Source organism: Microcoleus sp., from assembly GCF_041354475.1.
Lineage (GTDB): Bacteria > Cyanobacteriota > Cyanobacteriia > Cyanobacteriales > Microcoleaceae > Microcoleus.
In genome coordinates, this window is record NZ_JBGJZU010000002.1 from 145,699 (window position 1) to 161,106 (window position 15,408).

A 15,408-nucleotide genomic window follows, 5' to 3' on the forward strand; every position below is an offset into this window, starting at 1 on the left:
AACAACTAACAACTAACAACTACCATGAAGAAAATAATGTTTGTCTGCAAAAGAAACTCCTGCCGATCGCAAATGGCAGAAGGATTCGCTAAAACCATCGGAGCCGGCAAGATTGGAGTCACCAGTTCCGGGTTAGAATCAAGCAGAGTTCATCCGACAGCAATTCAAGTCATGTCAGAAATCGGCATTGACATCACCGATCAAACATCGAATCCCTTAAACGAATTCCATGCAGAAGAATACGATGCCGTAATTTCTCTGTGTGGCTGCGGCGCCAATTTACCCGAAGCGTGGGTATTGCGAGAAGTGTTTCAAGATTGGCAACTAGACGATCCCGACGGACAACCAATCGAAACATTTCACCGCGTCAGAGATGAAATTAAAGCACGAGTTGAGAAATTAGTTAATTCTCTAAAATAAGATTCAACTCCTGGACCAACGGGTGGTTAAAAACCGGGCTGTTTTTCGAGAATATTTCGTTACAGCCCGCTTCAAGGGCAAAAAACCCTGTTTCTTTGGTTTTGATGCGTCCACGATGATGATAATCCATGCTAAATTATCAGAGGCATTCCGTCAGAAGGCCTCTAAATCTGTTGTGAACATAAACCAACCAGACTAGCATATGATTCAGACAGCAGTTACCCCTTTCAAAAATAAACTTCACTCAGCTTTAACTAAAAAGCAGATTACAGTTTTACAAATTAATCTGGGCAAACGCTGCAACCTCGCTTGCACTCACTGCCACGTAGAAGCTAGCCCGAAACGAACAGAAGAACTTTCCCCGGAAATTTGCGACCAATTAATTCAAATTATTCGCCATTTTCCTCAAATTCAAACTGTTGACCTCACCGGCGGTGCTCCAGAGATGCTTTACGGTTTTAAACCGCTGGCGGAAGCTGCAAGGGCGGCAGGTAAAGAGGTAATTGTTCGTTCTAATTTGACGATTTACTTTGAAAAAGGTTTTGAGGATATTCCCGAATATTGCGCGGATAACCAACTCAGAATTGTGGCATCGCTTCCCTGCTACCAAGCTGATAATGTTGACAAAATGCGTGGCAACGGTGTTTTTGATTGTTCGATTCTGGCGCTGCAAAAGCTAAATCAGTTGGGATATGGCAAAAACCCAAATTTGATTCTGGATTTGGTGTACAATCCGCAAGTGCCGGCAACAGATAAGTTTTCGCTAACGCCACAACAAGGGAAGTTAGAGGCAGATTACAAGGTTTATTTAGCGGAACATTTTGGGATTTGTTTTAATCAATTGTTCACGATTACTAATTTGCCGGTGGGACGGACTAAGTTTCATTTGGAACATCAGAAACTGCACAAGCCTTATCTGGGGTTTTTGGAGGATAATTTTAATCCCGGTACTCTAGAACATTTAATGTGTCGTAATGAATTGTCGATCGACTATTTGGGCAATGTTTACGACTGCGATTTTAACCAAATGGAAAATCTGCCAGCTAAAACTAGCAGTGGTGAAACCATTACAGTGGCTAAGTTGTTAGAATCTGGGAGTCTAGATTTGATTCCAGAGGTGCAAACTGCTGCTTATTGCTATGGTTGTACGGCTGGTTCTGGTTCTAGTTGTGGCGGTACTTTGATTTGAGAAGAAGAACCCCCCCCTACCCCCCCCAAGGGGGGATGGAAAAAGAACCCCCCCAGGGGTGAAGGAAGAAGAACCCCCCCAAGGGGGGATGGAAGAAGAACCCCCCCAAGGGGGGATGGAAGAAGAACCCCCCTTGGGGGGAAATTCAGGAAGATGGAAGAAATTATGCGCGATGGCTAACGCCCAATACCCATGTTATTGAGAATGGAGATTTGAAATAATGAATGATTCTCGATCGCCAATCCCAGACAATCGGCAACCATCAAACCATTGGAAGTTGATTTTAGTGGTGGTTTTAATTGTAGCTTTGATTGTAGGAGCCAAGTTTTTTAACTTTCAAATAATTCTGCAAAAGGCCTTGGAGTCGATCGCCAGTCTTGGCCCTTGGGGTCCAGCAGCTTTTATTCTAATTTACATTGTGGCAACCGTTTTGTTTATTCCTGGTTCGTTGCTGACTTTGGGTTCTGGTGTTTTATTCGGAGTATTGGGCGGTTGTGTTTGCGTTTCCATCGGCTCGGTTTTAGGTGCAACTTGTGCTTTTTTAACAGGGCGATATTTAACTCGCGACTGGGTTTCTCAGCAGATACAAGGAAATCAAAAGTTTCAGGCGATCGACTCCGCAGTTGCCTCTGAAGGATGGAAAATAGTGTTACTCACTAGGCTTTCTCCAATTTTTCCGTTTAATTTGCTTAACTATGCTTTTGGGGTTACGCAGGTATCTCTCAGAGACTATTTCTTCGCATCTTGGATCGGTATGATACCCGGAACTGTGATGTATGTTTATATCGGTTCCTTGGCTGGAAGTTTGGCTGCACTGGGAACCCAAGGGCGATCGCGCACCACTGCTGAGTGGCTGCTGTACGGTATTGGTTTGGTAGCAACGATCGCTCTTACAGTTTACGTAACCGGCTTTGCCAAAAAAGCCTTAGAGGAAAAAATCTCATCTTGAATCAGAAACCATGAATTAATATTATTGTCAATAAGTATTTACACTTAATTAAAATTGTATGTTAATTAAGAAAACTCCGTAATTTTTCTGTGTTATTTCAAATTATTTTGTTATACAAACGAGATAGATCCTCAAATATTACCTAAAGTAACAATTAATTCTAAAATCTAAAATCTCAAATCGAGCGACTAAAAAGAGAAAAATTGACGATGCAAAACTCAGCAAATCAATCCTGCGCTGTGTCTGCACAGCCTCCCAAGCAAACAAAAAAGCTGCGCCACTTATGCCAAAACATTGGCATCAGTGCTCGAACACGCTGGCAGCAACTGCACAGCCTTTGGGAACACAGACGACATCGCCGCCACTTGCTGACTCTGCTAATTCTGGGTGGCACCGCTTTAAGTATTAGCACCACTGCTTGCATCAGCTATTTTGTGGTGCGCGGACTAATTCTGGATAATTTAAAAGAAATAGCACTATTAAAACTAGAAAAAGGTAGCGATGAAATCGATAACTGGCTCAGCATTCGCAAAGCAGAAATAGAAACCATCGCTTATTCTCCCACTCTTCGTACTCTAAATTGGACCTTGGCTGAACCTATTTTACAAGGAGAAACCTACAGATTAAAAGAATATTTTGTCCTGTCATTGATTCAAGCAAATGGGTCGGTACAAAACACTTTAGGTACTAGCACAAACAGCAAAGACCGCCAACATTTTAAAATAGCCATGTCGGGAAAAGTAAACGTTTCTGACCCCTTGGTAGGCAGGAGTACAAAGGTTTCTACAATCATCATTGCAGCTCCCATTTGGGCATTGCCTCCCACTCCCAACAAAGCAATTGGAGTGATTGCAGGTAGCATCAAAGTAGACCGAGTAGCCAAGGTGGCAAAAAGCTTGTACTACGGTTCAGAAAGTTATGCTTTTGCGCTAAATTCCCAAGGAGTCCCCATTGTACACCCCAACAATAATTTAATTGGAAATATCGACGAACCCGCCCCTAGTTTTTTAAACTCACCAGACCATGCACTAGCAGCAATTGCGCGTAAAATGACCGCTCGCCAAACGAATATAGAACTGGTAAAAATAGATGAAAAATGGGTTTATGTCGCCTATACACCCCTGCATGAAGTTAACTGGTCAATGGCTTTAGTAATTCCCCGCGAAAATATTGAATCTCAACTACAAGCATTAAATTTGTTGACCTTCGTTGCTGGTGGACTGCTTGGTCCGGCAATGTTAGCAGCAATTTGGGTAATTTACTCCTCGGAAAACAATCGCGCTCAAGCCGAGAGAGAAGCCATGTTGAACCGGATTTCTGGACGCATTCGTACTTCTCTGGAATTAGAGAAAATCGTACAAAGTACAGTGGAAGAAATAGTAATTTTGCTGCATTTAGAACAAGCCGGATTTGGTTGGTACGAACCGGAAGAGCAAATGTTACAAATTATGTGGGAATATTGTAAGTCAGAGCATCCACACCCCAGAAAACAGTTTGCTCCTTACTGCGTAAATAATTTGTCATTGCCGCTAGAAAAAAGCGAGCAAATTATGTTTCCTACTGATATTTTTTCAGTACCAAACAATTCAGATTTACAATTAAAACGTAACAGTTATTTAGCTGTACCAGTCCTGACTCAAAGCCAGTCCCACGGTTATTTAATTTGCAGTCATGCTAGTCACTGGTTTTGGAGTAAAGAAGAAGTTCAATTATTAAAAGCTGTAGCAGACCAACTGGCGATCGCCATTACTCAATCTCATCTTTACAGCCAAACTCAAGACCAAGTAAAACTGCTCAACAGCACCTTAACTGAACTCAAAAAAACTCAAACTCACTTAGTGCAAAGTGAAAAAATGTCATCCCTAGGTCAAATGGTAGCCGGGATAGCCCACGAAATCAATAACCCCGTTAACTTCATTTTTGCTAACTTGCCCTATACCACAAAATATACTACTGACTTATTAGAATTGGTGAGTTTATACAAACAAGCTTTTCCAGAAATTCCACCGGAAATTGAAGATTTTGCCACAGAAATTGAGTTGGATTTTATCGAAGAAGATTTGCCGCAAATGTTAAATTCTATGAAAATAGGAACTGAGCGGATTCGCAATATAGTTCTTTCCTTACGCAACTTTTCTAGACTGGACGAATCCGACAAAAAGCTAGCCGATATTCACGAAGGTATTGACAATACCTTGCTGCTGCTATCCAATCGGATTAAAAATGGAATTTATGTAGTCAAACACTACGGAGATTTACCGTTAGTAGAGTGCTATCCTTCACAGCTAAATCAGGTGTTTATGAACTTGCTCAGCAATGCGATCGATGCTTTGTTTGAGAGCAATCGCCGGGATAAAATTATTACTATTTCTACAGCATTGCTGAGAGAAAATGGTGCTAAGTTTATCAAAGTGGCGATCGCCGATAACGGTCCGGGAATTCCTGAGAAAATTAAAGATCAAATTTTCAACCCGTTTTTTACGACTAAACCCGTTGGCAAAGGCACGGGTTTAGGGTTAGCGATCAGCTATAAAATTGTAGTGGACGGACATGGTGGCACCATCAATATTTCTACACCTCCTGGCCGTGGCACGGAATTTTCGGTTAAAATTCCTTTTCATAAGGGCAAGCAAGAAGCCAGAAGCAAGAAGGAAACGCTACCATTGGGGGGGACAATAGGGGAAGGAAGAAGGAAAAAGGAAGAAGTCAGTAGTCTGTAGTTGAAGTTCCTTGCTATTGGCTAGGATTAAAAAGTTAATATTGAGAGGAGTTTTATGGCGGTTGGCAAGGAGACAATTTTTGAACGCTTTTTATCGCCCTTAATTCGACTGGCGATCGACGAAGAAGCAATCGGACGATTCTACCAAAGTATCGACTGGGAAACAGCAGCCGGGAGCTACCGACAACCAGACCTAGTTTATCCTGAATATTACAGCAGCCAAAACTTTCATGGCATCAAAGGCGGCTACCTCAATCCCAGTGCCGCCGTTTCCTACGATCCCATTACCCAATATGTTTTGCCTCCTAACGAAACAGTCGTCAGACAAGGCTTAATTGATGCAGTACGGGTTAAACCCCGTCGCATTATCGATTTGGGATGCGGCACCGGTTCAACCACTCTCCTGCTCAAGCAAACCTTTCCCGAAGCGGAAGTTATCGGCCTCGACTTATCGCCTTATATGTTGGTAGTAGCCGACATGAAAGCTCAAAAAGCCGGATGCAACATCCAGTGGTGTCACGGTAATGCCGAAAGCGTGGGTTTTCCCGATGGTAGCTTCGATTTAGTGGCTGCTTCCTTGCTGTTTCATGAGACACCACCTGCTGTGTCGCAGGCTATTTTGCGAGAAAGTTTCCGATTGCTGGGAGTTGGGGGACAAGTAGTAATTTTGGACGGGAATCAGAAAACTTTGCGCCAGACAGAGTGGCTGACTGATATCTTTGAGGAGCCTTATATTAAGTCTTACGCAGTGGGTAGCATTGATGCTTGGATGGGAGCAGCGGGCTTCTGCTCATTACAAACTCAGGATCACTGGTGGGTACATCAGGTGACGCAAGGCGTGAAACCTCTTCCGGGTCAAAATTTGGAGGAGGTGCGGGCGGCTTGGGAGTGGAATTGGCTCGATCGCACTCCTGATGTTGATGGCGATTTACCAAAAAATTGGGTCTAAAGCCCCGTCGTTCTACGACGGCTTTTTCTTCATCTTTAGACTTCTAATCAATTCTCTAAGAACATCGGTTTTTGTTCGCCCCACTAATTCGCAATATTCCTCAAGAATCTGAAACTCAAATTCTTCGATCCTAAAGTCTAATCGCTTTTTCATTGATTATTCCGGCTATATGCTGTAAAATGTTAGCATGAAAACACTAAAGTTCAAGTTATATCAACACAAACGAAATAGATTTCTCAAACGCATGATTAATGCGAGTGGTGTAATCTACAACCATTGTATTGCTCTCCACAAAAGATATTATCGAATGTGGGGAAAACACTTGCCAGGTGCAAAACTCCAGGCTCATATTGCAAAGCTTCGGAAACGCAAAGAGTTCTGGCAGTCGGTTGGTTCTCAAGCAGTGCAAGATATATGCCAACGCATTGAGAAAGCCTACCAGTTATTTTTTAAACACAACAAAAAGGGAGTTAGACTGCCAGGATTTAAGAAAGTAAAGAAGTATAAGTCTTTCACCTTAAAGCAAGCTGGATATAAGTTTCTGGGTGGTAATGGAGTAAAAATCGGGAATCGGACTTATCAATTTTGGAAATCTAGGGAAATTGAGGGAACAGTCAAGACACTAACTATTAAACGCACACCATTAGGTGAATTGTTTATGGTAGTCGTGGTAGATGACGGAATTGATCTTCTGGTCAAGTCTACGACTGGTAAAATAGCGGGATTTGACTTCGGGTTGAAAACATTTCTCACTTGCTCAGATGGGACTGAAATTGAATCACCCCAATTCCTCAAGCAATCGCTGAAAATAGTAGCTAATGCAAGTCGCCACCATTCCAGAAAAGTAAAGGGATCAGCCAACCGAGAACGTGCAAGGAAAAACTTAGTACGCAAATACGAAGATATTTCTAACCAAAGACGTGATTGGTTTTGGAAGTTAGCTCACGAGTTAACTGATAAGTTTGATGTCCTGTGTTTTGAAACCTTGAACCTCAAGGGGATGCAACGCCTTTGGGGACGTAAAATATCAGACTTGGCTTTTGGTGAGTTTCTACAAATCGTAGAATGGGTTGCCAAAAAGAAGAAAAAACTGGTTGTTTTCATCGACCAATGGTATCCCAGCAGCAAGACTTGTTATCATTGTGGACACGTTCTAGAAAAACTAGATTTGTCAGTTAGAGAGTGGCGTTGTCCCTCCTGTCAATCGGTTAATGGCAGGGATGAAAACGCCGCTAAAAACATTCAAGCAGTCGGGGCATCGACTGTTAGCTTAGGCGATGTCAGACAGGTTAGTCCTGCAATTGCTGTTTGAAGCTAGAATCCCCGTGCGTTCACGCCGGGGAGTATGTCAAAAGGCTTTCCGGCTCCTGCTTGAGAATCATAAATAATAAAGCATCAATAATGAATAACAAATAACAAATAACTCATGACTCTCAAAGCAGTTTTCTTTGATTTTAACGGCGTGATTATTCATGACGAGCAGATGCACGAGCAAATAATCGATAAATTGATGCTGGAGGAAAATCTTCAGCTCAAACGCGGTGAGTTTCGAGCAGTTTGTTTGGGAAAGAGCGATCGCGCTTGCATTGTCGAACTCTTGAGTCGCAGAGGGCGTTTTGTGACAGAAGTTTACCTCCAACGGTTGTTACTCCGCAAAGCCCAAGCTTATCAAGCCAGAATAGATAGTCTGGAAACATTGCCGATTTATCCAGGTTTAGCAGAGTTTATTGCTAAAATTCGGGCGGCCGGACTCAAAATGGCCATAGTCAGTGGGGCTATGCGATCGGATATAGAATTAGTTTTAAATCGGGCTGGTTTAACAGAAAACTTTGAATTCATGGTCACAGGGGATGATATAACGGCGAACAAGCCAGCACCAGACGGCTATCTGTTGGCTGTGGAATTGATGAATCAGCAATATCCAGGCTGGAACCTGGAACCGGGGGAGTGTTTGGCGGTGGAAAATAGTTTGGCGGGGATTGAAGCGGCAAAAACAGCGGGGATTCAGGTATTGGGTGTCACTCACACTTACCCGTTTCATATGATCCAGCGCCAAGCTAATTGGACGGTGGACTTTTTTGCAGATTTGGAATTGGAGCGAGTCCAAGAACTTTGTTTGTAATGGGAATAGAAGGTAATTGATGGTAAAAAATCACCCAAATAATTGAAAACTTAGCGATAATTTATTTTATTAAAAAAACTCTAATAATCAATTTACAATATTAAATCCTATCTCCCTATAAATTAGTTAAATATCTCTGCTCTTCCTCTGTGTCCTCTGTGTTCTCTGCGGTTAAATCATGACCATGCAACCGGAAGCGAGATAAATTATCAACAACCAGAGAATTTATGCTGGAATGGCAGGGGGAAATTGAAAAATATGTGGGTAGCTTAATATAGTTCAGCTTCCACGTTCTCATTGGCGATCGCAAGAGGTTCACTCCGCCCGATACCCGTAGACTATTAGACATCTCCCATAATTCCTGTGGATCAGGCCAAACAGTTTGTTGTTCACAGGTTTTTTGAGACCAGATGTCTATTGTGGAACACTCAACCAGACTTGATATCATGTATATTACTCCTGACCAAGACCAAAAAATTCGTTCCACCCTGCGGGAGTGCGGTGCACAAGCTCAAAAACTCGCAGCAGAACCCTTTGAAGTTTGCGAAAAAGGGCCAAGCGACTACGTAACCAGTATCGATCGATTCTTAGACCAACAGCTATCCACCGCCTTTGGTGCATTGTTTCCTGAAGACGGTATAATTACTGAGGAAAATGCCGCATCCAGAGCAGCTTACCTGGGTAATTACAAAAGCCTCTGGTGCATTGACCCCCTAGACGGCACCGAAGAATTTATTCAAGGGAAACTCCACTATGCCCTGATGGTGGGGCTCCTGCAAGAGGGGGAACCGGTAGCGGGTTGGATCTACGCTCCGGCTTTTGAGCAGATGTACTTCGGCGGGAAAGATTGGGGCTTGTTCCAAACCCTTGGAGACTCGAAGCCTTCTGCGATCGCCCTGCACAAATCACCGGCTCCGACAGCAAATAGTTGTAAAATTGTCCTGGGAGATAAAGATCAGAAAAACTACGGTATGGTGATCGCTCAAATCATACCTGGTGTCGAATTTTATTCCCTCGGCAGCTTTGGCTTAAAAGTGCTCGAAGTCATCAGCGGTAGAGCCGGTTTGTACCTCTACTTCAACGGTAGAGTCAAAGTGTGGGATACCGCAGGCCCTCTCGCCCTAGCCAAGGCAGCCGGATTAGTCTGCTGCGACTTGGAAGGTCAACCTCTGCGGTGGACTCCCGATGCTCTCGATCCCGCAAGTCTGGCCCACTCTCAGGCGATCGCGATCGGCCAGCCGGAGTACATAGAATCTCTGTTACCAAAAGTTCGCATAGCAGTAGGAGGGCGCTAGACCAGTTGATTATGAAAGAATCTGTGGATTTGGCGTCAAGCCCGCCTGAGCCCTCCGATCCGTAAACTGGGTTGAAAACCTCGTCCTTCCCCAGGGCGGCTTTTGTGAATCAGTGCCACCAGTCCTATGGTCTAATGTAAAAAGTCGGGATAGGGCATTGCCACGACTCTAAATGGACAGGTCGGGAGAGTGAAACTACTTGGGTAGGATCACCTTTCGGAAGTGTCAAGAATCACCGCCCTCACAGTGCGGTGAGGATGTCAAATTTCCTACCTCAGCGAACTTGCATGAAGACAGAAGCTTTCAGTGAGCTTTTCCCCCTGTTTAAGGGTGCTAACCCAGAAACCTTGGGAGGGCTACTATCCAATGCCGTCAAGCACGAGTATCCCGCAGGCAGAGCCGTTTTGATGGAGGATTCTTGGGGTAACGCCATTTACTTTGTAGTTTCCGGGTGGGTCAAAGTCAGACACCTGTCTGGCGATCGAGCTGTATCGATGGCTATTTTGGGTAGGGGTGCATTCTTCGGCGAAATGGCGATTCTGGACGAATCTCCGCGATCGAATGACGTACTTGCTTTATCACCCGTGCGACTGATCAGCGTTACCGCTCAGCGATTTATCCAAACCCTGTTCAAAGATCCGCAGTTGCACCACCGAATGCTGCAACTGATGGTACGGCGACTCCGCCAAACAAATCTCCGCTATCAACTCCGAAACCGCCAGCCAGCGGTTAAACTAGCAAATACCTTAGTCGAGCTGGCAGAAAACTACGGTCAGAAAACTGCCCAGGGCAAAGATATCTTTAATATCCCCTATGAAGACTTAGCGGACATTACAGAAATCACCCTAGATGAAACCAGCAAAATTATGGAAAAACTCGATAGCAAAGGCTGGATTAGTGTCGATCCCGAACGCCAAACTATCCATTTGATTAACCTCAAGCACTTGATGAATTTAGCAAGTCAATGACTGATGTCACCCCTTTGGATACCTCGTTGGTTGCCGCGAATCTTTCAAAGCAACCTCAAGCACCGACCATTGAATATTCTGTGGCGATGCCCAATCCTGAATCTCACTTGTTTGAAGTGACTTTGCGCGTGCAAGGTTGGTCTGAGCCGATGATGGATTTAAAAATGCCTGTCTGGACTCCCGGTTCTTACTTGGTTCGAGAGTATGCCAAACACCTGCAAGATTTTAGCTCGACCACTGAGGGCGATCGCTCCTTATCTTGGCGCAAACAAAGCAAAAATCACTGGCAAATCGAGACTAATTCGGTTTCTGATGTAACAGTTAATTACCGGATTTTTGCTAACGAACTGACAGTCCGAACCAATCATTTAGATTCAACTCACGGTTATTTCAATCCCGCAGCCCTGTGCTTTTTATTACCAGGATTTGAGGGCAATTGTTACAGGATAAAAATTGTCCCGCCGCGACCAGAATGGCGGATAGTTACTACTTTACCACCCGTTTCTGGGGAACCCTATACTTTCGAGGCGGTGGATTTTGACACTCTCGTAGACACTCCTTTTGAAATTGGCTGTCACGATTTGTACGATTTTGAAGTAATGGGGAAAAACCACCAGCTAGTTGTGTGGGGCAAAGGTAATTTACAACCGGAACAGGTAATTCGAGATATCCAAAAAGTGATCGAAGTCGAAGCGAAAATGTTTGGCGGTTTGCCCTACGACCGTTATGTATTTTTACTACATTTGTCAGGCTCAGGTTTTGGGGGATTGGAACACAAAGATAGTTGCACTCTCAATTATCCGCGTTTTGGTTTTCGGAATAAAGACAAGTACGATCGCTTTATGCAGTTGGTGGCCCACGAATTTTTTCACCTCTGGAATGTCAAGCGCATCCGACCGAAAGCTCTAGAAGTATTTGATTACAACCAAGAAAGCTATACTACTTCTTTGTGGTTTTCCGAAGGGACAACCAGTTATTACGATTTAGTGATTCCTTTTCGCTCAGGTCTCTACGGCGTGAAGGGTTTTTTGCAGGGTCTAGGTAAGGAAATTACTCGCTTGCAAACGACTCCGGGGCGGAAAGTACAATCGGCTAGCGAGTCTAGTTGGGATACTTGGATTAAGCTGTACCGCAGGGATAGTAATAGCGATAATTCGCAAATTTCTTATTACTTAAAAGGGGAGTTAGTATCGTTTTTACTTGACTTATTGATTCGGGCAAAACACGGCAATGAGCGCTCGTTGGATGATGTAATGCGTTTGATGTGGCATAAATTTGGTCAGGGAAATTTAGCTCAAAACAATGGAACTAAAAAATCTGTAATTCCAGCAAACGGGGAATTACTTGATAATTCATTACCCTCAGAAATTGGTTTTACTCCAGCAGAGTTACAAGAGGCGATCGAGTCGGTAGCTGGTGTGGATTTGAGTGATTTTTTTGCGCGCTATGTTGACGGTACCCAAGAGTTGCCCTACAACCAATATCTCGTACCTTTTGGGCTGGAACTTGTGGTAGATGAAACTAACGAAATTCCTAGCCTGGGTTGGACTTTGGGAGTGGAAAACGGGCGGGAAATGGTTAAATTTGTCGAAGCTGGAGCTCCCGCACAGTTGGCGGGAATTGACGCTGGGGACGAGTTACTGGCGATCGACGGTTTTCGAGTAAATGCAGAACAAGCGAGCGAGAGGCTGAAAGATTATCGGCCTGGGGACACGGTAGAGGTGACAGTGTTTCACCAAGACGAACTGCGGACTTGTCGGGTTACTCTCGCCCCGCCGCGGCCAGCCCGCTATCAGATTCTGGCGGTGGAACACCCAAGTTTGATTCAGAAACAAAACTTTACCGGGTGGCTGGGAGTTGCTTTATAAAAACTGTGACATTATGGTTAGTAGTTATTTATTAGTTGTTATGGGTGGATTCCTACCAATAACAACTAACAAATAACCAATAACCAATAACAAACTTTTTATGCAAACCCCACCTCCTCCATCCATTACACCCCGCCAGATGAACCTGTTAAGAATAGTTGCATCTATGGCCTGGGCTGACGGAGAATTAGCAACAGAAGAAGTCAATTTAATGCTCGATCGCTTTTGCAGTTTATTTGTCGCCGATGTCGATGGTCAACAATTGCAACAAGAACTCCGCGACTATGTGATGCAAAATATTCCTCTAGAGGAGTTGATTTGTCAACTACAAAGTCAGGAAGAAAAAGAATTGGTGCTGCAACTAGGTTATGAGGTGATTGCATCTAGTGCTCGCACTCCCGATGAACCAAAAATTAATGCTGAAGAAGCAGCAGCTTATCAAAAATTAGTGCAATTACTGAATCTTCCAGAGGAGGTTGTCAAGCGGATTGAAGCGGAAGCATCGGCCGCATCTACTTCCGAGGGAATTGTCGAGAAGATGGTTGATAAATTAGAAAATTTAATGAAAGGTTAATTTCGGACTTTCTGTTTAGCTAACTAAGTCAGCCTTTCCAGGGCGGGTTCTCCTGCCCACCTCACAATAAATTCACCCTTGGCATCGGAATTATTCAAATCTCTGTTATCTCTTCCTCTGTGTCCTCTGTGTTCTCTGCGGTTAAATCAATCCGAATTCTAGTATCAATCCTTTCAGTTACATCGATGTATAGCAATCCTAAATCATTTGTGAATTTCTTACTCCCGGACCTTAGTAAGGGGAGGGTTGGGGTGGGGTAAAAGTATTGACGACTGCTGCAAGGATTGCTATAGATTAATAAAATTCCCGCAAAGCTGGGATTAAATACTCGGTCAAAGTAAAAGCATCAACTCCTAATTCTGTCCGTTCTTTGGCGGCCATCATACCCGCTCTAGCGTGCCACCAAACTGCTGTTTCTACCACGGATTTGGGGCAGGATTTGCGGGCGATCGCACTTGCCATCAAACCACCCAACAAACCTGTGAGAACGTCCCCACTGCCACCTCTAGCCAGGGCTGGGGTACTTTCGGGATTGAGGTAAGTGATGGTACGTGAAGCGTAGCTATCCCCTAGGAAATCGCCCTCATCGTCAAAACAAATGCAAACTCTGGCTCCTTTCAACAATACCACTGCACCCGTGAGCTGAGCCGCTTGTTGAGTTGCGGCAATGCGCGAGTCCATTTTGTCAGCTAATTCGGGAAATAAACGCTGGAATTCCCCTGGATGAGGCGTGATAATAGTTAGTGCTGAGCGTTCCGACAAAATCGGTACAGTGCCAAGTTGAGCCAGTATATTTAAACCATCGGCATCTAGAACTAAAGGTCGATCGCTCTCTAACACAGATTCTACCGTAATAGCAGCTTCCAACGTCAGACCAGGCCCCGCCGCGATCGCATCATAGATACCCAGATCGATTCCTAGGGGCAAATCCTTAATTGCACCGCTGGAAGTTTCGGGACATCCTATAACTAATGCCTCTGGTAACTGACTGCTCAACATCGGTTTCATCGATATAGGAACAGCAATTGACAGCATTCCCACCCCGCTTGCCCTTGCTCCTAATGCGGACAAAATTGCGGCTCCGCTGTACCGGGTTGAACCTGCAATAATTAGTAGATGACCGTTGGTGTATTTATGAGCAATAGGCGATCGGGGCAAGGGCAAATACTGAATTGCAGATGCTGGAGTAATCCGTTGTATTGCCGGGAAATCTCCCAATATCGCCACAATATCTGCCAACGGAATATCAAAATCAATCAACTCCGATGTCCCGATATATTCTAACGCTTTATCTTGAAAAAATGCCAACTTCCACAAACCCAAACATAAGGTATGAGTAGCCCTGATAGCCGTCCCCAAAACTGCCCCTGTATCCGTATGAATTCCCGACGGAATGTCAATACTAAAAACAAGTTTATTTAACTTATTTATTTCATCGATAGCGGTGCTAATCGGATGAACAATTTCCCGTTCCAACCCAAATCCAAATAAACCATCTATGAACAAGTCGCATTTTTTCAGCGGTTCAATAGTATCAAAAAAAGGAATATTTAAAGAACGCGCATAATCAGAGTGACTTTTTGTGAGTTCTTTAAGTTTAGAAAACGGGCAGTAAATAATTACTGAAAATCCTTGAAAGTGTAATTCGCGGGCCACAACCAAAGCATCCCCGCCATTGTGTCCCGGCCCCACCAATACCCCAATAACCGGGAATTGAAAATTGACGATATCTTTCCCTTGAGACTCCTCTGCTAGATAACCAAATCCCTCATCCCTATTCCCTCTTCTTTCCCCTCTTGGGGGAAGTAGGGAGGAATTGACTTGTTCCCTCGGACTTCTCCCCTTGGGGGCGTGGGGTTCTTCTTTTTCCCTCGGACTTCTTCCCTCGGACTTCAAAAGCGCCTGAATCCGTCTGGCGAGCAGTCCAGCGACTTTTTCCATTAAAGCTGCCGAGGGCATTCCAGCGGCAAAGATTCTGGTTTCTATTTGCCGCATTTGGTCAGCCGAGACAATAAACTTTTCAATAGTCATCATAGTAATACGGGATGCGGGAAACGAGCGAGTCTTTAGACCTTCCTAGGGAAGCGGCGCGGGGGACTTCAGTCCCCGTGTTCTTTCTTTAGTTGGCCGAGTGATGCGGGTCTTCTATATATTTTTTTACAACCTCCCTGCTAATATTGCCTGCCGTACTCACGAAATAGCTACTCGTCCACAAAGACGGCAGTTTTTTTAGCTTGACAGACGGGAATCCCCACACCATACCGCTTCGGTTGGTGTGGGATGAAAGGCGCGTGAGACGAGGATTCCACTTGTTCACAATCTCAAAGCGTAGCTTTGAGCAGTGGGCAGGTGGAT

Annotated in this window: 13 protein-coding genes; 11 read left to right on the plus strand and 2 right to left on the minus strand. The window is 44.3% G+C overall.

The window, feature by feature from the left end; all coding sequences use genetic code 11:
* Positions 1-24 precede the first annotated feature (24 nt).
* The 11 genes from arsC (at position 25) to ACBR23_RS01450 (ending at position 13,053) form a co-directional block, all read left to right on the plus strand.
* Positions 25-420 carry an arsenate reductase, glutathione/glutaredoxin type gene (gene arsC / locus ACBR23_RS01400; protein WP_371118550.1) on the plus strand — a complete coding sequence of 132 codons (396 nt, stop codon included), beginning with the start codon at positions 25-27 and terminating at the stop codon, positions 418-420.
* 202 nt (positions 421-622) lie between these two features.
* A complete protein-coding gene (gene arsS, locus ACBR23_RS01405) occupies positions 623-1,609 on the plus strand; it encodes an arsenosugar biosynthesis radical SAM (seleno)protein ArsS (RefSeq protein ID WP_371117727.1) in 987 nt (328 codons plus the stop codon).
* Between the two features lie 220 nt (positions 1,610-1,829).
* The gene (locus ACBR23_RS01410) at positions 1,830-2,558 is read left to right on the plus strand and encodes a TVP38/TMEM64 family protein (protein WP_371117728.1); all 729 of its coding nucleotides are present in this window, start codon (positions 1,830-1,832) and stop codon (positions 2,556-2,558) included.
* A gap of 209 nt (positions 2,559-2,767) precedes the next feature.
* A complete protein-coding gene (locus tag ACBR23_RS01415; RefSeq protein ID WP_371118549.1) occupies positions 2,768-5,278 on the plus strand; it encodes an ATP-binding protein in 2,511 nt (836 codons plus the stop codon).
* Between the two features lie 54 nt (positions 5,279-5,332).
* Positions 5,333-6,226 (plus strand): class I SAM-dependent methyltransferase, encoded by an 894-nt coding sequence (locus ACBR23_RS01420; RefSeq protein ID WP_371118548.1) that lies wholly within the window; start codon positions 5,333-5,335, stop codon positions 6,224-6,226.
* 187 nt (positions 6,227-6,413) lie between these two features.
* Positions 6,414-7,538 (plus strand): RNA-guided endonuclease InsQ/TnpB family protein, encoded by a 1,125-nt coding sequence (locus ACBR23_RS01425; RefSeq protein WP_371118546.1) that lies wholly within the window; start codon positions 6,414-6,416, stop codon positions 7,536-7,538.
* Between the two features lie 114 nt (positions 7,539-7,652).
* On the plus strand, positions 7,653-8,348 hold the full coding sequence (locus ACBR23_RS01430) for an HAD family hydrolase (protein WP_371117730.1): 696 nt from the start codon (positions 7,653-7,655) through the stop codon (positions 8,346-8,348).
* A 419-nt stretch (positions 8,349-8,767) separates the two neighbouring features.
* Positions 8,768-9,643 (plus strand): 3'(2'),5'-bisphosphate nucleotidase CysQ, encoded by an 876-nt coding sequence (locus ACBR23_RS01435; protein ID WP_371120885.1) that lies wholly within the window; start codon positions 8,768-8,770, stop codon positions 9,641-9,643.
* A 287-nt stretch (positions 9,644-9,930) separates the two neighbouring features.
* Entirely contained in the window at positions 9,931-10,611 is a 681-nt protein-coding gene (locus ACBR23_RS01440) for a Crp/Fnr family transcriptional regulator (protein ID WP_341739801.1), read from the plus strand.
* Positions 10,608-12,479, plus strand: a complete 1,872-nt coding sequence (locus ACBR23_RS01445) for a M61 family metallopeptidase (protein WP_371118543.1) — start codon at positions 10,608-10,610, stop codon at positions 12,477-12,479. The genes ACBR23_RS01440 and ACBR23_RS01445 overlap by 4 nt, the downstream gene beginning before the upstream one ends.
* Positions 12,480-12,579: 100 nt before the next feature.
* The gene (locus ACBR23_RS01450) at positions 12,580-13,053 is read left to right on the plus strand and encodes a TerB family tellurite resistance protein (RefSeq protein WP_341739803.1); all 474 of its coding nucleotides are present in this window, start codon (positions 12,580-12,582) and stop codon (positions 13,051-13,053) included.
* 294 nt (positions 13,054-13,347) lie between these two features.
* Here the strand turns inward: ACBR23_RS01450 and ACBR23_RS01455 are convergent, their stop codons facing one another.
* Positions 13,348-15,084: an NAD(P)H-hydrate dehydratase gene (locus tag ACBR23_RS01455; RefSeq protein WP_371117735.1), complete on the minus strand. Its 1,737-nt coding sequence runs from the start codon at positions 15,082-15,084 to the stop codon at positions 13,348-13,350.
* An 88-nt stretch (positions 15,085-15,172) separates the two neighbouring features.
* The coding region (locus ACBR23_RS01460) for a transposase (protein ID WP_371117734.1) at positions 15,173-15,408 on the minus strand (236 nt) is incomplete at its 5' end.